Source organism: Acidobacteriota bacterium (genome assembly GCA_039683095.1).
Taxonomy (GTDB): Bacteria; Acidobacteriota; Aminicenantia; order Aminicenantales; family Saccharicenantaceae; genus RBG-16-66-30.
Genome location: JBDKSB010000001.1, coordinates 553734 through 572288 on the forward strand (window position 1 = coordinate 553734; position 18555 = coordinate 572288).

Annotated in this window: 16 protein-coding genes; 4 read left to right on the forward strand and 12 right to left on the reverse strand. The window is 67.5% G+C overall.

Annotation, left to right across the window (positions count from 1 at the left end):
* Positions 1-12: 12 nt before the first annotated feature.
* The 4 genes from ABFD52_02405 to ABFD52_02420 form a co-directional block, all read right to left on the reverse strand.
* Positions 13-729: an RluA family pseudouridine synthase gene (locus tag ABFD52_02405; GenBank protein ID MEN6559613.1), complete on the reverse strand. Its 717-nt coding sequence runs from the start codon at positions 727-729 to the stop codon at positions 13-15.
* On the reverse strand, positions 726-1493 hold the full coding sequence (locus ABFD52_02410) for a TRAP transporter TatT component family protein (GenBank protein MEN6559614.1): 768 nt from the start codon (positions 1491-1493) through the stop codon (positions 726-728). The genes ABFD52_02405 and ABFD52_02410 overlap by 4 nt, the downstream gene beginning before the upstream one ends.
* Before the next feature lie 147 nt (positions 1494-1640).
* A complete protein-coding gene (locus tag ABFD52_02415) occupies positions 1641-1940 on the reverse strand; it encodes an antibiotic biosynthesis monooxygenase (GenBank protein MEN6559615.1) in 300 nt (99 codons plus the stop codon).
* A gap of 95 nt (positions 1941-2035) precedes the next feature.
* A complete protein-coding gene (locus ABFD52_02420) occupies positions 2036-2683 on the reverse strand; it encodes a hypothetical protein (protein ID MEN6559616.1) in 648 nt (215 codons plus the stop codon).
* 158 nt (positions 2684-2841) lie between these two features.
* Between ABFD52_02420 and ABFD52_02425 the strand changes: the two genes are divergently transcribed.
* Positions 2842-3855, forward strand: coding sequence for a hypothetical protein (locus ABFD52_02425; protein MEN6559617.1), 1014 nt, complete (start codon positions 2842-2844; stop codon positions 3853-3855).
* Here ABFD52_02425 and ABFD52_02430 read toward each other — a convergent pair.
* Positions 3852-5699 (reverse strand): sodium:solute symporter family protein, encoded by a 1848-nt coding sequence (locus ABFD52_02430; protein MEN6559618.1) that lies wholly within the window; start codon positions 5697-5699, stop codon positions 3852-3854. The two genes, ABFD52_02425 and ABFD52_02430, sit on opposite strands and share 4 nt — an antisense overlap.
* 225 nt (positions 5700-5924) lie before the next feature.
* Here ABFD52_02430 and ABFD52_02435 point away from each other — a divergent pair, with 225 nt between their 5' ends.
* The gene (locus tag ABFD52_02435; protein MEN6559619.1) at positions 5925-7211 is read left to right on the forward strand and encodes a serine hydrolase domain-containing protein; all 1287 of its coding nucleotides are present in this window, start codon (positions 5925-5927) and stop codon (positions 7209-7211) included.
* Positions 7212-7244: 33 nt separating this feature from the next.
* Positions 7245-8459: an MFS transporter gene (locus ABFD52_02440; GenBank protein MEN6559620.1), complete on the forward strand. Its 1215-nt coding sequence runs from the start codon at positions 7245-7247 to the stop codon at positions 8457-8459.
* Between the two features lie 3 nt (positions 8460-8462).
* Here the strand turns inward: ABFD52_02440 and ABFD52_02445 are convergent, their stop codons facing one another.
* Together ABFD52_02445 and ABFD52_02450 are read right to left on the reverse strand one after the other, a co-directional pair.
* Entirely contained in the window at positions 8463-10229 is a 1767-nt protein-coding gene (locus tag ABFD52_02445; protein ID MEN6559621.1) for a phosphoenolpyruvate carboxykinase (GTP), read from the reverse strand.
* A gap of 54 nt (positions 10230-10283) precedes the next feature.
* Positions 10284-10610 carry a hypothetical protein gene (locus tag ABFD52_02450; GenBank protein MEN6559622.1) on the reverse strand — a complete coding sequence of 109 codons (327 nt, stop codon included), beginning with the start codon at positions 10608-10610 and terminating at the stop codon, positions 10284-10286.
* A 157-nt stretch (positions 10611-10767) separates the two neighbouring features.
* On the opposite strand from ABFD52_02450, the gene ABFD52_02455 reads away from it, so the two are divergent.
* Positions 10768-11700 (forward strand): isocitrate lyase/PEP mutase family protein, encoded by a 933-nt coding sequence (locus ABFD52_02455; protein ID MEN6559623.1) that lies wholly within the window; start codon positions 10768-10770, stop codon positions 11698-11700.
* Positions 11701-11816: 116 nt separating this feature from the next.
* Here ABFD52_02455 and ABFD52_02460 read toward each other — a convergent pair whose 3' ends face one another.
* Genes ABFD52_02460 through ABFD52_02480 form a run of 5 tightly spaced genes read right to left on the reverse strand, consistent with a single transcriptional unit; the run spans position 11817 to position 18530 of the window.
* Positions 11817-12851 carry a BtrH N-terminal domain-containing protein gene (locus tag ABFD52_02460; protein MEN6559624.1) on the reverse strand — a complete coding sequence of 345 codons (1035 nt, stop codon included), beginning with the start codon at positions 12849-12851 and terminating at the stop codon, positions 11817-11819.
* 20 nt (positions 12852-12871) lie between these two features.
* Positions 12872-14515, reverse strand: a complete 1644-nt coding sequence (locus ABFD52_02465; GenBank protein ID MEN6559625.1) for an L-lactate permease — start codon at positions 14513-14515, stop codon at positions 12872-12874.
* Position 14516: 1 nt separating this feature from the next.
* A complete protein-coding gene (locus ABFD52_02470) occupies positions 14517-15173 on the reverse strand; it encodes an HD domain-containing protein (protein ID MEN6559626.1) in 657 nt (218 codons plus the stop codon).
* Entirely contained in the window at positions 15170-16411 is a 1242-nt protein-coding gene (locus tag ABFD52_02475) for a DUF1015 family protein (GenBank protein MEN6559627.1), read from the reverse strand. Before ABFD52_02475 ends, ABFD52_02470 begins: the two co-directional genes overlap by 4 nt.
* A 55-nt stretch (positions 16412-16466) precedes the next feature.
* Positions 16467-18530, reverse strand: coding sequence for a diguanylate cyclase (locus tag ABFD52_02480; GenBank protein MEN6559628.1), 2064 nt, complete (start codon positions 18528-18530; stop codon positions 16467-16469).
* Positions 18531-18555: the final 25 nt, after the last annotated feature.

Genomic DNA, 18555 nt, shown 5'->3' on the forward strand with positions numbered 1-18555 from the left:
TCCTTTGCGGGCTCACGCTTTTCTAGGCTTCTCTTCCTTCTTTCCAGGCGAGGCCCGGACGGCCGGGGGGCGCCGCAGGCCGGCGACGACCGCCTCGAAGGACGGGGGCGGGGGAGCTTCGACCGTCACCCGCTCGCCGGTCGGGAGGGCGAACTCGAGCGACAGGGCGTGCAGCATGAGCCGGGGGAAACGCTCCTGGCGGGCGCGTTCGCCGTAGCGGAGATCGCCGAGGATGGGGTGGCCGGAGTGATAGAGGTGGACGCGGATCTGGTGCCGGCGGCCCGTCGACGGGGAGACGCGGAGGAGGGTCGCACCGTCGAGCCTCTCGGCCACTTTCCAGCCGGTCGAGGACGGCTTGCCGCGCCTGGGATCGACGCCCATGCGGCCGGAGCCGAATTCTCGGAGCGGGGCGTTGACCTGGCCGCGGCTCCCGGCCACGGCGCCGTCGACGACGGCCAGGTAGGTTTTGCGGACCTCGCGGCGGTCGAACTCGCCGTTGAGGTGGCGGTGGGCCGCGGCGTTCTTGGCGAAAACGATGATGCCCGAGGCGTCCCGGTCGAGCCGGTGGACGGGGAAGAGCCGGCCGGGAAAAACGTCCTTGAGCAGCCCGGGCAGGCCGCCGCGGCCCGCCTCGGCGATGGATACGACGCCCTCCGGCTTGTCGACCGCGAGATAATCGTCCGTTTCGTATAGGACCCGGGGGGCGGGTCCCGTCGCTGACCCGGTCATTTTTTCTTGAAAGGCTTCCTTTCGAGTCGTTCGCGGGCCTGGGCCTGCTCCTCGGCCGTCTCGGGCAGGAGGTCGGGCAGGGGTTCCAGGGTCAGGATCGTCTCGAGGGTCTTGCGGGCGTCCTCGATCCGGTCGAGCGAGATGTAGGTATCGGCGAGGTAGAGAAGGTTGAGGCCGACGCGAGGGCCGTGTCCGACCGCCTTGAGGAGGTGCTCGAGGGACGTCTTCTCGCTGCCGCCGGCGATCCCGGGGACCTCGTGGAAGACGCGGCCGAGCACGCGGTCGGCGCCTCCGCGGTCGTAGGCCGGGTCGATCTCGAGGACGCGGCGCATCTCCGCCTTGATCGGCTTGACCAGGGCCAGGCTCTTGAAGACGCCCTTGGCCTCGCCGTAGACGCCGTAGCAGACACCCAGCCAGAAATGCCCGTCGGCCTTGTCCGAGCCGAGCTCGACGGCCTTCTTGGCGTGTTCGACGCCCTGCTGGAAGATCGTCTTCTTGGCGTCGTTGCCCGGGGTGTGATCGCCGATCCAATAAAGGACGCGGGCCAGCCGCCAGTTGGCCCCGTAGTCGTCATCCTTGGCGGCCAGGGCGGCCTCGTACTTGGATCGGGCCTCCTTGGCCTTGGCCAGGTCGGCGCGCTGGGCGTAGAGCTCGTCGCCCTGCTGGACCAGGTTGCTCGGGGACGGGGTCTGGGCGCTGGCGGAGATAGCGGCCAGGACGGCCAGGAACAGGATGCCGAGAGCAGGTCTCTTGATCGATGTCATGGCGTCACCTCGTTTTCGGAGGATTTATAACACAATCGGCCGGCCCGGCAAAGCGCCCCCGACAGGGCTTGGCCCGAGCGGAAAAGCGGCTGTCTGGATGTTCGACGAGGAGGACGGTCGTTTTCGGGATCGGAGGTCGCCGGCCGCTTATCCGCGATCGACGACCGCGATCTCATAGGACTCGCGGACGAGGCCGTGATGGAAGAGCCCCAGGAACTTCATGAGCTGGGTCTGGAAGAAGCGGTTCTCCTCTGTGGCCAGCATGTCGCCTTCGGTGTTCCAGAGGGTGACCGGCACGCATTCGCCGACCTTGCGGTCGACCAGGAAGTAGGAGCCGCGGTAGCCGGGCTGGCTGCGGCAGCCGGGGACGACCTCCTCGGAGAACAGCCGGGCGGCCTCGTCGATCCGCTCGGGCTTGACCTGCATCCGGATCATGCGCGCGTGCATGGCGATCCCCTTTCCGTCAGGCGCGGTCCCTTCGCGGGGATATAGTAGGTCGTTCCCTGCCGGCGAGTCAAACGAAAGGGTCGCGCCGCCTCCGGCTAGACCAGCCGCAGCAGGGCCAGGAGGCCGAGGGACAGGGCGGCCGTCGCCGGCGGCAGCCAGCCCAGGCGGACCGGACGGCCCTCGAGCCCGGCCAGGGCGGCTCCGGCCCGCAGGCCCAGCGGCGCCGTGAGGGCCGAGAGGGCTACGGCGACCGGCGCGTAATAGAGCGAGAGCGGATAGCCCGTGCCGGCGGCGCAGGCCGTGACGCCCGTCACGTACCTGACGAGAGGGAAGAGGTTGACGGCGACGAGGGCCGCGAGACCCCCGGCCAGCCCCTGTCCGGCCGTTTTCCGGGCCACGGACGGGCTGATCACGCCGAGGATCAGGCAGAAGGCCGCGCCCTCCATGATGATGGCGAAGATCGGATTTCCGATGGCCCCGTGGAGGACGGGCAGGCCCAGGAGAAGGGCGTCGAAAAGCTTGAAGCCGGCGGCCGCCGCGGCTATCGCGCCGATCGTCTTCAGGCGGGGCGAGACGGCCCAGGCCGCGGCCAGGAAGAACAGGGCCGCGCCGGTCATGACCGAGCCGGACAGGGTCGAGGCGCATTGGCGCAGGAACATCCCCAGTGCGGCTTCCGAAAGCCCCCAGAGGCTGCCCAGGACGAGGATCGGGCCCCAATTCGCTTTCTGCGGCGTCTGAGACATCATTCCCTCCGGATCGGGATCTTTGGGGGGTTCAATATACGTTGTTTGAACCCGGGACACAAGACATGCCGATGCGGAGCCGAGGGAACCATTTCCGGATTGGCTTCGTCTAACGATCTGGCGTAGGATTCTGTAGCGAGAAGACAAAGGAGCGACCCATGCGCGCCATCAAGCCGGCCGCCGCGATCCTTCGGACCGCGTCGGCCATGTTCCTTTTAATGTCCCTGTTCCTGGGACCGTCCCTGGCCGGAGGCGTCTTCGCCCAGAGCCTGGACGTTCCTTCGCGAAAGTGGGGGGTAAGCTTCGGCAACTCAAAAGACTTCACCGGCCTGCGCTTCAATTTCCGCGACCGCGGGGTCCGGAGCGTCACCGGGGTCAACGTGACCCTGTGGCAGCCGTCCCGGGACAACAAGGATGCCCTGATCACCGGCCTGTCGGCCGGGATCGCGCCCGGCGGCGGCCGCCTCCGCGGCATCCAGGTCGGCCTTCTCGGCGCCATGGCCGAGACGAGCCTGGCCGGCCTCAGCATCGGGGGCTTGGGCGTCGGGGCGGGCGAAAGCGTCAAGGGCCTCATGATCGGCGGCCTGGGCGCGGGCGCGGGCGAGAACCTGGCCGGCGTCGCCCTCGGCGGGCTAGGCGTCGGGGCGGGCGAGAACGCCGTGGGCTTCCTGGCCGGCGGATTAGGGGCCGGCGCCGGCGGCAGCGCGACCGGCGTCATCATCGGCGGTCTCGGCGGGGGAGCCGGCGAGAACATAACCGGCCTGCTCGTCGGGGGATTGGGCGGCGGCTGCGGCGAGAAGCTGACCGGGGTGGCCGTGGCCGGGCTCGGCGTCGGGGCCGGCGAGTCCATCGACGGGATCGTCTTCTGCGGCCTGGGCGCGGGCGCGCCGAAGATCCGCGGCCTGGCCGTTTGCGGCTTCGGCGTCGGCGGCCAGGACCTGAAGGGGATATTCCTGGCCGCGGGCATGGTCCGCGTGGTCAAAGACGGCCGTCTCGCGGGACTGGCCGCGAGCGCCTTCAATTATTGCCAGGGCCCGGTCAAGGGCTTGAGCCTCGGCCTCGTCAACTACGCCTGGAGGATCGAGAAGGGGCTCCAGGTCGGGGTCGTCAACATCGTCCGCGACAATCCCAGGGGACTCCGGGTCCTGCCGGTCTTCAATACCCGGTTCTAGCCCAGGTTGGCCGCGGCCGGCGCCTTCACGGCGCCCTTGTCGTTCTTGCCGTTGTTCGCCCAGAGCCGGTTGATCACCCTGAGCAGGACGAACCCCGCCACGATGAACACGGCCAGGAGCACTCCGGCGTAGACCCAGCGCCCGTAGAGGATGTTGCCGACCGTGAACAGGGCCGACCAGATAGTCAGCGACCCGGAGACCCAGCCGGCGAGGGCGAGAGGGAAGTTGTCGCAGGTGGCCTTGGCTTCGGCCTCGGAGATGCCCGCCCGCTCGCGGATCTTCTTCCAGCCCGGCCCGAAGGGATGGACCTTCTTGTAGAACCTGATCAGCGTCTCGGGGTCGGTCTTGGGGCCGAGGAAGGCCGTCAGCATCCAGGTGATGGTGGTCACGACGACCGTCAGGATCAGGGCGTAATGCGTCGGGACGAAGACGCCGAACTTGCGCAGGACGAGCAGGAAGATGGAGAAGGCGAACGACGAGATCATGGCGTTGACCTCGCACCAGGCCGTCACCCGCCACCAGTACCAGCGGACGAGGTAGAGCAGCCCGGTCCCGGCCCCGACCTGGAGGATGATGTCGAAGGAGTCCTTGGCCGTGTCCAGGATGAACACCAGCCCGCCGGCGCATAAGAAGAGGACAATCGTGGCCAGCCGGCCGACCATGACGTAATGCTTTTCGGTGGCCGTCTTGTTGATGAAACGGCGGTAGAAGTCGTGGACGAGGTAAGAGGCGCCCCAATTGAGGTGGGTCAGGTTGGTCGAGGAGTTGGCCGCGATCAGCCCTCCGACCATCAGGCCGATGAAGCCGACCGGCAGGAACTTGAGCATGGCCGGGTAGGCGATGTCGTGGCCGATGAGGCTCGGGTTGAGGTGGGGGAAGGCTTTCTGGATGTCCGAGAGCTGCGGGAAGACGATGATCGAGGCCAGGCCCACGAGGATCCAGGGCCAGGGCCGGAGGACGTAGTGGGCGATATTGAAGAAAAGGACGGCGCCGAGCGAGTCCTTCTCGGATTTCGAGGCCAGCATGCGCTGGGCGATGTAGCTGCCGCCGCCGGGCTCGGCCCCGGGGTACCAGACCGCCCACCATTGCACGGCCAGGGGCATGATGAAGATGGCGATGGCCAGGTCCCAGTTGCTCTTGAAGTTCGGCAGCATGCTCAGGAAGTTGATGCCGCCCGGGCCCGGCGTGGCCGAGAGCTTCGAGATGAGGGCCGGCATGCCGCCGACGGCGCGAACGGCGAAGTAGGCCGCGGCGATGACGGCCGTCATCTTGACGAAGAACTGGATCATGTCGATGATGAGAACGCCCCAGAGGCCGGTCAGGGCGGCGAAGACGACGTTGAGCAGGCCGACGAAGAGAAGCGTCTGCCAGCGCTCGAGCCCGAAGAGCACGGCGGCGATCTTGCAGGCCGCCAGGTTGACCGTGGCCATTATGATGCAGTTGAAGAAGAAGCCGAGGTAGACCGAGCGGAACCCCCGGACGAAGCCGGCCGCCTTGCCCGAGTAGCGGATCTCGTAGAACTCGAGGTCGGTCAGGACCTCGGAGCGGCGCCACATCCGGGCGTAGAAAAAGACCGTGGCCACCCCGGTCAGGGTGAAGGCCCACCAGACCCAGTTGCCGGCGACGCCGTTGCGGCGGACGATGTCGGTGACCAGGTTGGGCGTGTCGCTCGAGAAGGTCGTGGCCACCATGGACAGCCCGGCCAGCCACCAGGGCACGGCGCGTCCCGAAGCGAAGAACTCCGACGTGCTCGTGCCGGAGCGCTTGCGGAAGAACAGGGCGGGTCCGAAGCAGATCAGCATGATAACGGCGACGATGATCCAGTCGATGACCTGGAGATGCATGCGTTATCGTCCTTTCTCCGAGCTCGCCGGGCGGGGCATGGCCTCCCATTATACGAATATCAGGGACCAGGAACAAGCCGCCGGGCTCCCGCGTGGTTGCCGGGCAATAATGTCACCTCGGACTGCCAGGCTAATAGGACCCCCCCGGTCCGACCCCGGCTCTTTGACGGAATGTCGGCCGTTCTGGTATAAGCAAAGATGATCGCGAGATGAACGGAGGCCCGCATGAACCGGAATAGATCGTACAGATTCATGGTGCTGGCGGCTCTGATCGGCCTGGCGCTGCCGGCGCTGGCGGCCGACCTGCCGAGGGCGCGGCCGGAGATCGTGGGCTTATCGACCGAGCGGCTCAATCGCATCGGCGCGGTCATGCAGAAGTACGTCGACGAAGGCCGGCTCGGCGGCGTGGTGACGCTCGTCGCCCGCGGCGGCAAGGTGGCTTACCTCCAGGCCTGCGGCACGCTCGACCCCTCGACGGGTGCCCCCATGACGACTGACGCGATCTTCCGCATCGCTTCGCAGAGCAAGGCCCTGACCAGCGTCTCCGTGATGATCCTGTCCGAGGAGGGCAAGCTCCTGCTCAGCGACCCGGTTTCAAAGTACATCCCCGAGTTCAAGGCCACGACGGTGGCCGTCCCCGACGGGTCCAGGAAGGGGCCCGGCTATAAGATCGTCCCGGCCAGGCGCCAGATCACCATCCGCGACCTCCTGACCCATACCGCGGGCATCTCCTATGGAAACGGCCCGGCCAAGGACCTCTACAAGGCCGCCGGGCTCCAGGGCTGGTTCCTGGCCGACCGGCCGGAACCCGTCGGCGTCTACATCAAGAAGCTGGCCGGGCTGCCCTTCGACGCCCAGCCGGGCGAGAAATGGATCTACGGCTACAACATCGACATCCTCGGCTATCTCGTCGAGGTCGTCTCGGGCATGAGCCTGGCCGATTTTATCCGCACGAAGATCACGGAACCGCTGGCCATGGCCGATACCTCGTTCTTCCTGCCCGAGGATAAGGCCGGCCGCCTGGCCGCTGTTTACGGCATCGGCAAGGACGGCAAGGCCGGGTTCGTCGCCGACCCGAGAGAGCGGGCCTATCTCAAGGGGCCGCGGCTCTGCTACGCCGGCGGCGCCGGGCTCCTCTCGACGGCCGAGGACTACGCCCGCTTCCTGCTCATGCTCCAGAGCGGCGGCGAGTGGGGCGGCGTCCACATCCTCAGCCCGAAGTCGGTCGAGCTCATGACGGCCGACCATTGCGGGCCGCTTTACAACAACCCCGGCAGCGGCTTCGGCCTCGGCTTCTGGGTGACCAGGGAGCTCGGCCGGAACGGCGAACCCGGCTCGGTCGGGGCCTTTGGCTGGGGCGGCGCCTACCATACGACCTACTGGGTCGACCCGACCGAGAAGCTCGTGGCCGTCTTCATGACCCAGCTCCTGCCGGCGACCGGCAGCGACGCGCAGGCGAAGTTCAAGGCCCTCGTCTACCAGTCGATCGTCGAATCCTACGAAGGGCGATAGGCCGGGCCCGGCCTGGCGAACGTGACCTCGGCCGTGAAAAAGAAGATCCTGCTGTCGGCCTCGCTCTTTCACCCCCTGACCGACGCGGCCACGGTCATCACGCCGATGGTCTTTCCCCTCCTGCTGGCCCAAAAGTTCCTGATCACCAACTACGCCCAGATCGGCGTGCTGTCCAACCTCGGCCTGCTGACCTCGCTCGTCGTCCAGTTCCTGGTCGTCCGGCTGTCGTTCCGGAAGGAGTACCGCACCCTGATGGTCCTCAGCGGGCTGGGGCTGTGCGCTTCGCTCGCCGTCATCCCGCTGGCCCGGTCCTACGCCGCGCTGCTGTTCCTCTTCCTGGCGCTGCGGATCTGCGCCAGCTTCTATCACCCCATCGTCATCGCCTGGGTCTCCAAATCGCAGGCCGGGTCGGGCCGGGAGCTCGACGACGCCATGGGCATCCAGAGCGGTTCGGGCAACCTCGGCGTCGGCCTGGCCTACCTGACCGTGGGCTTCCTGGCCCAGCGCTGGGGCTGGCGCACCCCTCATTTCGTCTGGGCCGTCTTCGGCCTGGTCCTGGCCGGGCTCGGGGCCTGGATCCTGCGCGGCGTCTCGTCCCGGAGCGAGGAGCGGCCGTCCCTCAAGCCGGCCAGCTGGTGGCGTTCGCTCCGGTCCATCCGACGGTTCGTGCCGGGGTTCTTCTTCGGCGGGGCCGGCTGGTCCGTGGCCGTCTACTATGCCCCCTCGCTCCTCAACCGCAAGTACGGCATCCCCATGGGCCAGACCGGCCTGTTCCTGGCCCTCTGGATCGGGCTGGGGACCGTGACCGGGTACGGCTACGGTGTCTGGAGCCGCCGCTTCGGGCGCAAGCCCGTCTTCCTGGCCAGCCTGGGCGGCGCCGCGGCGGCGCTCTTCATGCTGGGCTTCGCCCCGACCCGGGGCCTGGCCGTGGCCGGCCTGCTCGCCTTCGGGGGCTTCCTGCTGATGACCTACCCCTCGCTCCACACCTTCGTCGGCTCGAGCGTTCCCGCGGCCGGCCAGACCATGGCCTTCAGCTGGGTCAGCAACATCCAGCTCGTCTCCGGGGCGCTGGTCAGCCTGGTCTCCGGCATCCTGTCCGACGTTCTCGGCATCGCCTTCCCGTTCGTCTTCACCGGCGTCGTCTCGCTCGTCGTGCTGGCCTTCTACGCGCCGCGCGGGCCGGAGTTCTTCGGCGGGAAGATGCAGGGACGGGCCGGATCGCCCGTGTCCCGGGAAGGCGCCGTTTAGGCGTCAGCGGACCTGGCGCTCGAGCTTCTCGTACTGCTCGCGGATCTCGGCGGGGAGGCGGCCCTTGTAGGGCTTGATGAAGTCCCGGATGCCGTCGACCTCGGACTTCCAGTCCTTGATCCGGACCTCGAACAGCTTATCGAGCCTGTCCTTGGGGATATCGAGGCCGTTCATGTCCAGGTCCTCGGTCCGGGGCACCAAGCCGGCCGGGGTCTCCCTGGCCGGGACCTTCCCGTTCACCCGGTCGATGATCCATTTGAGGACGCGCATGTTGTCGCCGAAGCCGGGCCAGATGAACTTGCCCCGGTCGTCGACCCGGAACCAGTTGACGGAGAAGATGCGGGGCGGCCGCGACATGCGGTTGCCCATGTTGAGGTAGTGGCGCCAGTAGTCGGCCATGTTGTAGCCGCAGAAGGGCAGCATGGCCATGGGATCCCGCCGGACGACGCCGACCTGGCCCGTGGCCGCGGCCGTCGTCTCCGAGCCCATCCGGGCGCCCATGAACACGCCGTGGGCCCAGCTGAAGCTCTCGGTGACGAGGGGGATGAGCTGGGTCCGGCGGCCGCCGAAGATGATGGCCGAGATGGGCACACCCCGGGGGTTCGCGGCCTCCTTGTCGAGCATGGGCGAGTTGATGAGCGAGGCCGTGAACCGGGAGTTCGGATGGGCGGCCTTGGTGCCCAGCGCCGGAGTCCAGGGCCGGCCCTGCCAATCGAGCATGTGCTCCGGCACGGGCCCGTCGATCCCTTCCCACCAGGGCTCGTTCGTTTCGGTGTTCAGGGCGACGTTGGTGAACAGCGTCGGGTTGAAGGCCCCGCGCTTGATCGTCTTCATCATGTTCGGGTTCGTCTTCATGGACGTCCCCGGCGCGACGCCGAAGTAACCGGCCTCGGGGTTGATGGCCCACAGCCGGCCGTCCGGTCCGATGTTGAGCCAGGCGATGTCGTCGCCGAGCGTCCAGACCCGGTAGCCCGGCAGGGCCGATTCCATCATGGCCAGGTTGGTCTTGCCGCAGGCGCTCGGCAGGGCTGCGGTGATGTAGGTCTTGCGGCCGTGCAGGTCCTCGATGCCCATGATGACCATGTGCTCGGCCAGCCAGCCCTGCTTGTAGCCGAGGTAGGAGCCGATGCGCAGCGAGACGCACTTCTTGCCGAGCAGGGCGTTGCCGCCGTAGCCCGAGCCGACGCTCCAGACCAGGCCCTCCTCCGGGAAGTGCATGACGTAGCGGCGGTCGGGATCGAGGTCGCCGATCGAGTGAAAGCCCTTGATGAAGTCCTCGCGGTTGCGGAGCTTCTCGAAGATCTCCGTGCCTATCCGGGTCATGACCCGCATGCTGATCGCGACGTAGGACGAGTCGGTGACCATCAGGCAGGCCTTGGCGTAGGGCGAGTCGGGGTGGCCCATCATGTACGGGATGACGTACATCGTCCGCCCGGCCATGCAGCCGTCCGAGAGCCCGGTCATGAGCTTCTTGGCCTTGCCGACGTCCATCCAATTGTTGTTGGGTCCCGAGGCCTCCCTGGTGGGATGGCAGACGAAGGTGACCTTCTCGGTCCGGGCGACGTCGTTCGAGGCGGACCGGTGGAGGTAGGCCGTCGGCCAGGTTTTCTGATTGAGCGGCTGGAAGACCGGCCCGTTGAGGCGCTCCTCGCTCATGCCGATCTCGAGCAGGCGCCAGGCCTCGCCGTCCGACCCGTCGCACCAGTAGACCCGGGCCGGCTTGGCCAGGCGTTCCTGGTCGGCGACCCAGCGTTCGGCGGCGGATTCCATCTCAGGCCTCAGCCCATCTTATTATCAGGTCGATCGCGGACTGTCAAACAACGCTCAGCGGACATTGTTGATGGCGTTCTTGGCCGTGCCGTGCTTGTCCTTCAGGATGTTCTGGATCAGGGAGAACTGCCGGTTCTCGCGGGCGATCCTGTTCTGAAGCTCAAGGTACTGGAGATTGAAGCTCGTCTGCATCTCCTGCATCTCTTCCGCGGCCCGGTACAGGCGCTTCGCCGCCTCCTTGCCTGCTCCCCGCTTCCGGGCGGCCGCGGGATCCAGTGCCTTCGGCCGCGTCGTCCCGGACTGGCCCGGCTCGGCGGGGAAGGCGGCGAGCGCCGCGGCCGGGATGAGGGCCGCGAGGGCAAGACTTCTCGACCGTTTCATGGGGCCTCCTCGGAATGGCGTTCTCCAGGCGCCGCGGAGATGGGCCCAGTCTTCACGAACAGGAGCGAATTGTCAAGACGGCGGCAGGCCCCTTTTCACGGGCTCCCCGATGATGTAAAATAAAAGACCGTTTTTCAATCAAAAGGAGTCCATCATCATGAAGAAATCCACAATCCTGCGCAAAGCCATCATGGAACGCCGGGCCGTGGCCGTCCCCGGCTGTCACGACGCACTGAGCGCCAAGGCCATCGAGAAGGCCGGCTTCGAGGCCATCCAGGTCTCGGGCTACGGGCTGGCCGGATCTTACCTGTGCAAGCCCGACGTCGGCCTCATCCGGATGAAGGACGTCATGGACATCACCTGGAACATCGCCCAGGCCGTGAACATCCCGGTCATGGCCGACATGGACACCGGCGGCGGCAACGCCGTCAACGCCGCCTGGCTGACCGAGCGGCTGATCGCCATGGGCGTCGCCGGCATGAATCTCGAGGACCAGATCTTCCCCAAGCGCTGCGGCCACATGGCCGGCAAGGAAGTCATCAGCGCCGAGGAGATGGCCGGCAAGATCAGGGCCTGCGCCCAGGTCCGTGACCGGCTGGACAAGGACTTCATCATCAATGCCCGGACCGACGTCTTTGCCGGCATGGGCATCGACGAGGCCATCCGGCGCTGCAACATGTACCTCGCAGCCGGGGCCGACCTGGCCTTCATCGACGGCATCAGGAGCCGGGCCGACATCGAAAAGGCCATCAAGGGCATCAAGGGACCGCTGTCGGTCAACCTGATGGACGCCGTCAGCGGCATGAAGACCGAGCTCATCCCCATCCCCGAGCTGGCGAAAATGGGCGTCGGCCGCGTCTCCATCCCCGTGGCCTCGATCATGGTCGCCCAGAAGGCGCTGATGAATTTCTTCCAGGCGCTCAAGGCGTCCCCGACCGGCATCCTGGCCGGCCAGACCCAGTGGGTGGCCTCATTCGAGGAGTACACCGACTTCGTCGGCCTCAAGGACTACCGGGCGATGGAAAATGAGTACCTGCCCAAGGAACGCATCGAAGGCAAATACAAGGGCACGGCGAAGATCGTCGGCTGATCGTCAGGCCCCCACCGGCCTGATCCGAATTTCGAAAGGGGCATGCGCCCGGCGCGCGTGCCCTTTTTTTATGTTTCCGATAACTCGGGCCGTCGGGCCGGGGAAAGGCTTGCGGCTCAGGCTCCGGCCCATTCGCGCAGACGCTTCCAGGCGGCCTCTTCCCGGTCGGCCAGAGCCAGCAGAGGAGACGCGCACTCGCCCATTCGTGAGGCCGGGGCGGTGGCTCGCGAAGCGTCGAGAAACCACCGGCCCAGCGCTTCCCAGCGGTCGCCGATGTCCTTGAATTGATCGGCGCAGACCGTCAGCATCTCGTCTCCGTCGGCGGCCGCCGCCTCACGCAGAAAACGGCTGAACATCAGCCGGAAGAGGCCGCCGCCCGATCCGCCCGTGGGAGAAATGAAAATCCAGGCGTTGAGCAGCGCGTCGCGCAGAGCATCTCCACCCATGACGTCCGGCCATTTTGGCGTTCTCGCCGCCGCTTTGCGGATGCCCTCGATGCCGAGGTTGGAGATGGGCGGCTCCAGCATGGCTTTCGCTTGTTCGGCGACGGCCCGCCGGACTTCTTCCGCAGCCGGTTGGTGCTTGCCGCCGAAATCGAAGGCGTACCATCGATGATCGGGTGGAAAAGGCCGATGTTTCGAAGCGCGCGCTTCGGCCAGGACCTGGAGCGCCACCGGATGCGGGACGCCGTCCCGGTCGGCGATCAAAACCTCGCCTCCAGCCGGATCGAACCCGCAGGCCACGACCACATGCCCGCCGAAATGATACTCTTTGCCGTGGAAATCGAAATAGGGTAGATAGCCCATATCCACCTGCAGCATCACCGGCCGTCCTGCGCCGAGCATCTCGAGCAGAGCCGCTTCCGCCTTTTTAGCGCTGGCGGTGCGAAAAGATGCGACCAGGACTCCGGTTCGCCGTCCGGCTGTTTTTTCCAATCCCTCCTCACCGGGCCTCCCCGCGTTGCCCCGCCCTCCGATAAACGGCGGTTGGCCTTTGGCGTGCCAATAAACGAAACTCACTCCGGCTCCGAGTCCGAGCAGCATCTCTTCGCTGATCGGGTGGCCGTGGAAATCATAGATGTGCCGCATCGATCCCGTGACGCAATGATGCGTCCTGAAGAATCGGAAATTGGGGAAAGGCGCGAGACTCATGGAAAACTCCCCGTTGACGATTACTTCACGACCATCCGTGTGAACGGAACGACGTAGGCCTGGAGCAGGACGAAGAGGCCCATGAGGGCGGCCAGGGCCAGGCTGTGGAAGAAGACGAACCGGAGGATCCGGCCTTCATGGCCGTACCAGCCGGTGGCCGTCGAGGCGACGACGATGGACTGGGCGTCGATCATCTTGCCCATGACGCCGCCGGCGCTGTTGGCCGAGGCCATGAGGACCGGGCTCAGGCCGAGCTGCTGGGCCGAGATCTTCTGGAGGCTGCCGAACAGGACGTTGGACGACGTGTCCGAGCCGGTCAGGGCGACCCCCAGCCAGCCGAGCATGGTCCCGAAGAAGGGATAGAGGACGCCCGTCCGGGCGAAGGCCAGCCCGAGAGTCGCGTCGAGCCCCGCGTAGCGGGTGACGTAGCCGAGAGCAAGCATCGCGGCCACGGTCAGCAGCGAGAAGCGCACCCGCTTGAGCGTCCGGCCGTAGGCGCGGACGAGCCTAATCGGCGAGAATCCCATCAACAGCCCCGAAACGAGGGCCGCGGACAGGATGCCTGTGCCCGTGAAGGAAAGCCAGTTGAACGCGAAGACGGCTGGTTCGGCGGCTTCCGCCGGCACGACCGGCGGCATCCGGAAGACGAGCCGGTCCAGGCCGGGGACCGGGAAGCGGACGGCCGACAGGCCGTCGAGCAAGGCCTTGAACTGGGGTGTGCCCCAGAGGAAGACGAACAGGCTCAGGATGATCCACGGCAGCCAGGCCCGCAGGAGCTCGCCGGCGGTACGGCGCCGCGCGGCCGGCGGCGGGTCAGCGGTCCCGGCGCCCGGCTCGCTTTCGAGGATGGTCTTGGGGCGCCAGCGCTTGAGGAAGAGGACCAGCGCGGCCATGGAGATGACGGCCGCGCCGACCCCGGCCAGCCACGGGCCGTGGAGGTTGGAGATGAGGAACTGGGGCACGGCGAACGAAACCCCGGCCGTGAGCAGGGCCGGCCAGACCTCCGTCATCTTCCTGAATCCGCAATAGGCCCAGACCAGCCAGAACGGGATAAGCACGGAAAAGAACGGCAGCTGGCGCCCGACCATGGCGCTGAGCTGCCGCAGGTCGAGGCCGGTGACGCCGGCCAGCGCCACGATGGGCGTGCCCAGGGCGCCGAAGGCCACGGGGGCCGTGTTGGCGACGAGGGACAGCCCCGACGCCGTGAGCGGCGCGAAGCCGAGCCCGATGAGGATGGCCGCGGTGACGGCCACGGGCGTCCCGAAGCCAGCCGCGCCTTCGAAGAACGCGCCGAAGGAGAAGGCGATGAGCAGGAGCTGGAGCCTCCGGTCGCGGGTGATGCCGGTCAGGCTCTCCTGCATGACCTTGAAGTGGCCCCTCTCGCAGGTCAGGTCGTAGAGGAAGATGACGTTGAGGATGATCCAGCCGATGGGGAAGAGGCCGTAGGCCGCCCCCAGCCCGGCCGTCCGCGCGGCCAGGCCGAGGGGCATGCCGAAGGCGAGGACAGCGACGAGGAGCGCCGAGGCCAGGCCGGCCAGGGCGGCGACATGGGCCCGCAGCCGCAGAACGGCCAGCCCGCCGAGGAGCAGCACGATGGGCAGGGCCGCGACGAGCGTCGACAGCAGGACGTTGCCCAAGGGGTTGTAAACCTGGTGCCAGGCCATCTCAGAGGGTCCCGTCCGTCTCCTTGTTCAACCGGGCGAAAAAGGCGGCCATGAAGCGGTGCCGGCCGGCGGCCAGGCGCCGCCCCTCCCGGGTCGTCATGCGGTCCCGGACCCGGCCGAGCTTGACCAGATACTCCCGGTAGGCCGTGTCTTCCCGAGAATAGGGTTTCGTTCGGGCGACGTCGATATCCTTGTCGTGGAGCCGGGCCCCGACCTCGCCGGCGAAGAGGAAGGCCCGGCCGACGCCCACGGCCCCGATGGAGTCGAGCTTGTCGGCGTCGAAGAGGATGCGGGCCTCGAGCGTCCGCGGGGCGCCGCCGCGGCGGAAGCGGTGGGTCCGGATGCAGCCGGCCACGGCCCGGATCACGGCCCGGTCGCAGCCCTGGCGCTCGAGGATGGACCGAGCCAGGGCCGCGCCGCTGCGGGCATGGCAGAGCCGGCCGCGCGACCGGTCCTCCGCTTCGCGTCCGATGTCGTGGAGGAGCGAGGCCAGCTCGAGGACGCCGAGATCGGCCTTCTCCTTCCGCCCGATCCTGAGGCAGAGCGTGCGGACGCGCTCGGTGTGGTCCCAGTCGTGGCTGCCGCGGGCGCCGCGAAAGAAGGCCCCGGCCTCTTTCCGCACGCGGGCGACGAGGCCGGGAGGGATCGCGGGGCTCATTCGTCGATCATGTGGACGACGAGGCCGTCCTTGAGCTTGGGCTCGAACCAGGTCGACTTCGGCGGCATGGTCTTGCCGGAGTCGGCCACGGAGAAGAGCTGCTCGATGGTCGTCGGGTAGAGCGAGAAGGCGACGCGGAAGCCGCCGCCGCGGACCTTGCGCTCGAGCTCGGCCGTGCCGCGGATGCCGCCGACGAAATCGATCCGCTTGTCCGTACGGGGATCGGCGATCCCGAGGATGGGCGCGAGGAGGTTCGCCTGCAGGATCGAGACGTCGAGGGCGCCGATGGGATCGGCCGGATCGTACGTCCCCGGCCTGGCTTCGAGGCCGAACCAGCGGCCGTCGAGGAATACGGCGTAATCCCGGCTCCGGACGGGGACAGCGGGGCTGTCCGGCCGGACGACGAACTTCTCCGCGACCCGGTCCAGGAAGGCCTTCGGCTCGAGGCCGTTGAGGTCGCGGACGACCCGGTTGTAAGGCAGGATCTTCATCTGGCTGTGGGGGAAGATGACGGCCAGGAAGAAGTTGTCCTCTTCCTCCCCGGTCCGGCCCGGCCGCTCGCGGTCCCGTTCGACCTTGATCCGCGTCGCGGCCGCCGAGCGGTGGTGGCCGTCGGCGACGTAGAGGCAGGGGATCGCGGCGAAGGCGGCCTGTATCCGGCCGACCAGGGCCGGCTCGTCGATCACGAAGAAGACGTGGCGGACGCCGTCGGACGTCGTGATGTCGACCTCGGGAGCGCGGCGCATGGCTTCGGCGACGAGGGCGTCGACGGCGTCGTTGCGCCGGTAGGTCAGGAAGACCGGCCCGGTCTGGGCGCCGAGCGTCTCGATGTGGCGCATGCGGTCGTTTTCCTTGTCGATGCGGGTCAGCTCGTGCTTCTTGATCACGTTGTCGAGGTAATCCTGGCACGAGGCCGCGGCGACGAGGCCGACCTGGACATGTTCGCCCCAGACCTGCTGGTAGATATAGAAGTCGCGGGTCTTGTCCTGGACGATCGTTCCCTCGCGGAGGAAGCGCTCGAAGTTCTCCTTGCCTTTGGCGTAGACGGCGTCCGCGTAGAGATCGGTCGCCGGGGGCAGGTCGATCTCGGGCTTGCCGACGTGCAGGAACGAATAGGGATTGCCGGCCGCCATCTCCCGCGCTTCCTCCGACGTCAGGACGTCGTAGGGCGGGGCGGCGACCAGATGGGCGATGTCCTTGCGGGGACGGACGCCCCGGAAGGGTCTGATATGGGCCATGGGTACCTCCGAAAAAGGAGCCATTATAACACAGGCGGCGCGGGGTCGGGCAAGGTCAGCCGCGCACGGTGTTCCGGCCGGCGGCCTTGGCCTGGTACATGGCCCGGTCGGCGCGGGCGATGAGGTCCTCGAGGGTCTCGTCCTCCTCGCGGCGCAGCGCGGCGACGCCCAGGCTGACCGTCAGGGAAAGCGTCCCTCCGGCCGTGACGACGGTCATCCGGGAGATCTCCTGCCGCAGCCGCTCGGCCATGGCCAGGGCCTCGTCCCGGTCGGCTTCCGGCATCAGGGCGATGAACTCCTCGCCGCCGTAGCGGCAAACGATGTCGGTCGCCCGCGTCGTCCGCGTGACCAGATCGGTCAGGACGCGCAGGACGTGGTCGCCGATGAGGTGGCCGTGGGAATCGTTGACGTCCTTGAAATGGTCGATATCGAAAAAGATGAGGGCCAGAGGCCGCTGGTAACGCCGGGCGCGCCCGACCTCTTTCTCGCCGGCGAGGGCGAAGGCCCGCCGGTTGTAGAGCCCGGTCAGCCCGTCGGTGATGGCCTGCTTCTCCATCTGCTCGAGCCGCCGGGAGTTGTCCATGGCGATGGCCACCTGGCTGGCGAAGAGCTCGGCGATCTGGGCGTTCTCCTCGGCGAAGGCCCGCTCGCCCTGGTTGTAGAGGGCGATGAGCCCGATGACCTGGTCACGGAAGACGACCGGGACGCCGAGGAACGAATGAACGCCCAGATCCGGCCGGATCGGCAGCAGGATGTCCTCGGGGCCGGCGATGGCGCTGATCAGAGGATGCATCCTCTGCACGGCGATGTTGCAGAGCCGCGACCCGGCCAGGGGATAGGTTTCGCCGATGAGGTTCCGGTGCTCCGTCGGCCGCTTGATGGCCGCCAGCCGCAGCTCGCTCCCATCGACGGTCATGAACGCGCCGATGTCATAGGGGATGACGCGCCGCAGGAGGTCGAGGATAAGCGCGGAGATCTGATTGAAGTCCAGCTTCGAGCTCAGCGTCAGGCCGGCCTGCCGGAGCGTTTCGGCGATGTTGCGGGCCTCGATAGCCGCGGTCTCCGCGTTCTTGATCCGGGTGATGTCGTAGAGGATGGCCACCCAGCCCGTCACCAGGGTCGTGTGGCTGAGAAGAGGGGACAGGCGCAGGTCGAACGAGCGCGGGGCGCCGTTCCGGAAGACGATCTCGCGCTCGGCGGAGGCCGGCTCGCGGAGGGCCGCCGCCAGCTCCGGCCAGCCGGGCACGAGCTCCCCGGCCGGCTTGCCCAGCAGCTTGCCCTCAGGCACGTCCTCGGCCGGGCCGCCGGCTTCGGCGATCAGCCGGCGAGCGGCCGGATTGGCCGCGGCCAGCCGCCCGGCCTCGTCGAGGATTAGGAGCGATTCGCCCATGCTCTCGATGACGCGCTCCCGGGCCACGGGCACGATATCGACGAGTTGGAGCCGGAACATGGCCCAGAGGAGGAAGAACCCCGAGAAGGCGAAGCCCACCGGCGTGAAATCGTAGCCCCTTTCCGAGAAGGAGAACCCGGAGATGTAAGAGACATTGGCCGCCGTCGGGAGGGCGAAGGCCAGGAGCAGAGCCAGGGCCTGCCGGCGGAAGAGCCCCTTGAACCGGACCGCGGCCGCGATGAAGAGGCCGGCGGCGGCGAAGAGGAGGGCATACGAGTAACCGACGTGGACGGCGAAGTAGGATCCGTGCCCATAGATCAGGGGGCCGGCCGCTCCGTCCGGGCCCGGCGTGATGCTCGACCAGAGGAGATGGTGCCGGTCGTTCGTGAACGCCATGACGATCGTCAGCGCCGGGACGGCCCAGAGGGCCAGGGACCAGCCCCGGGAGACGGTCTGGCCGGGATGCAGGAACCTGAAGGCGAAAAGGAAGATCAGGCCGGGGACCGTGGCGATGCCGAGGTACGCGATCTTTGACATCAGCACCTGGCTGTCCTGGCCGGGCACATACGCTTCCACGGCCGCGGCCAGCGACCAGACGAAGACAGCGGCCATGAGCATGGCCAGGGAGCGCCCGATGGGCGTGGCGGCCCGCCGTGAGGCGACGACGGCGACCAGCCCGGCGATCATCGCGCCGACGAACAGGCTGAGGGCGTAATAGCTGATGTGCATGCGCGTCCTCTCGTCCGGCCCTGCC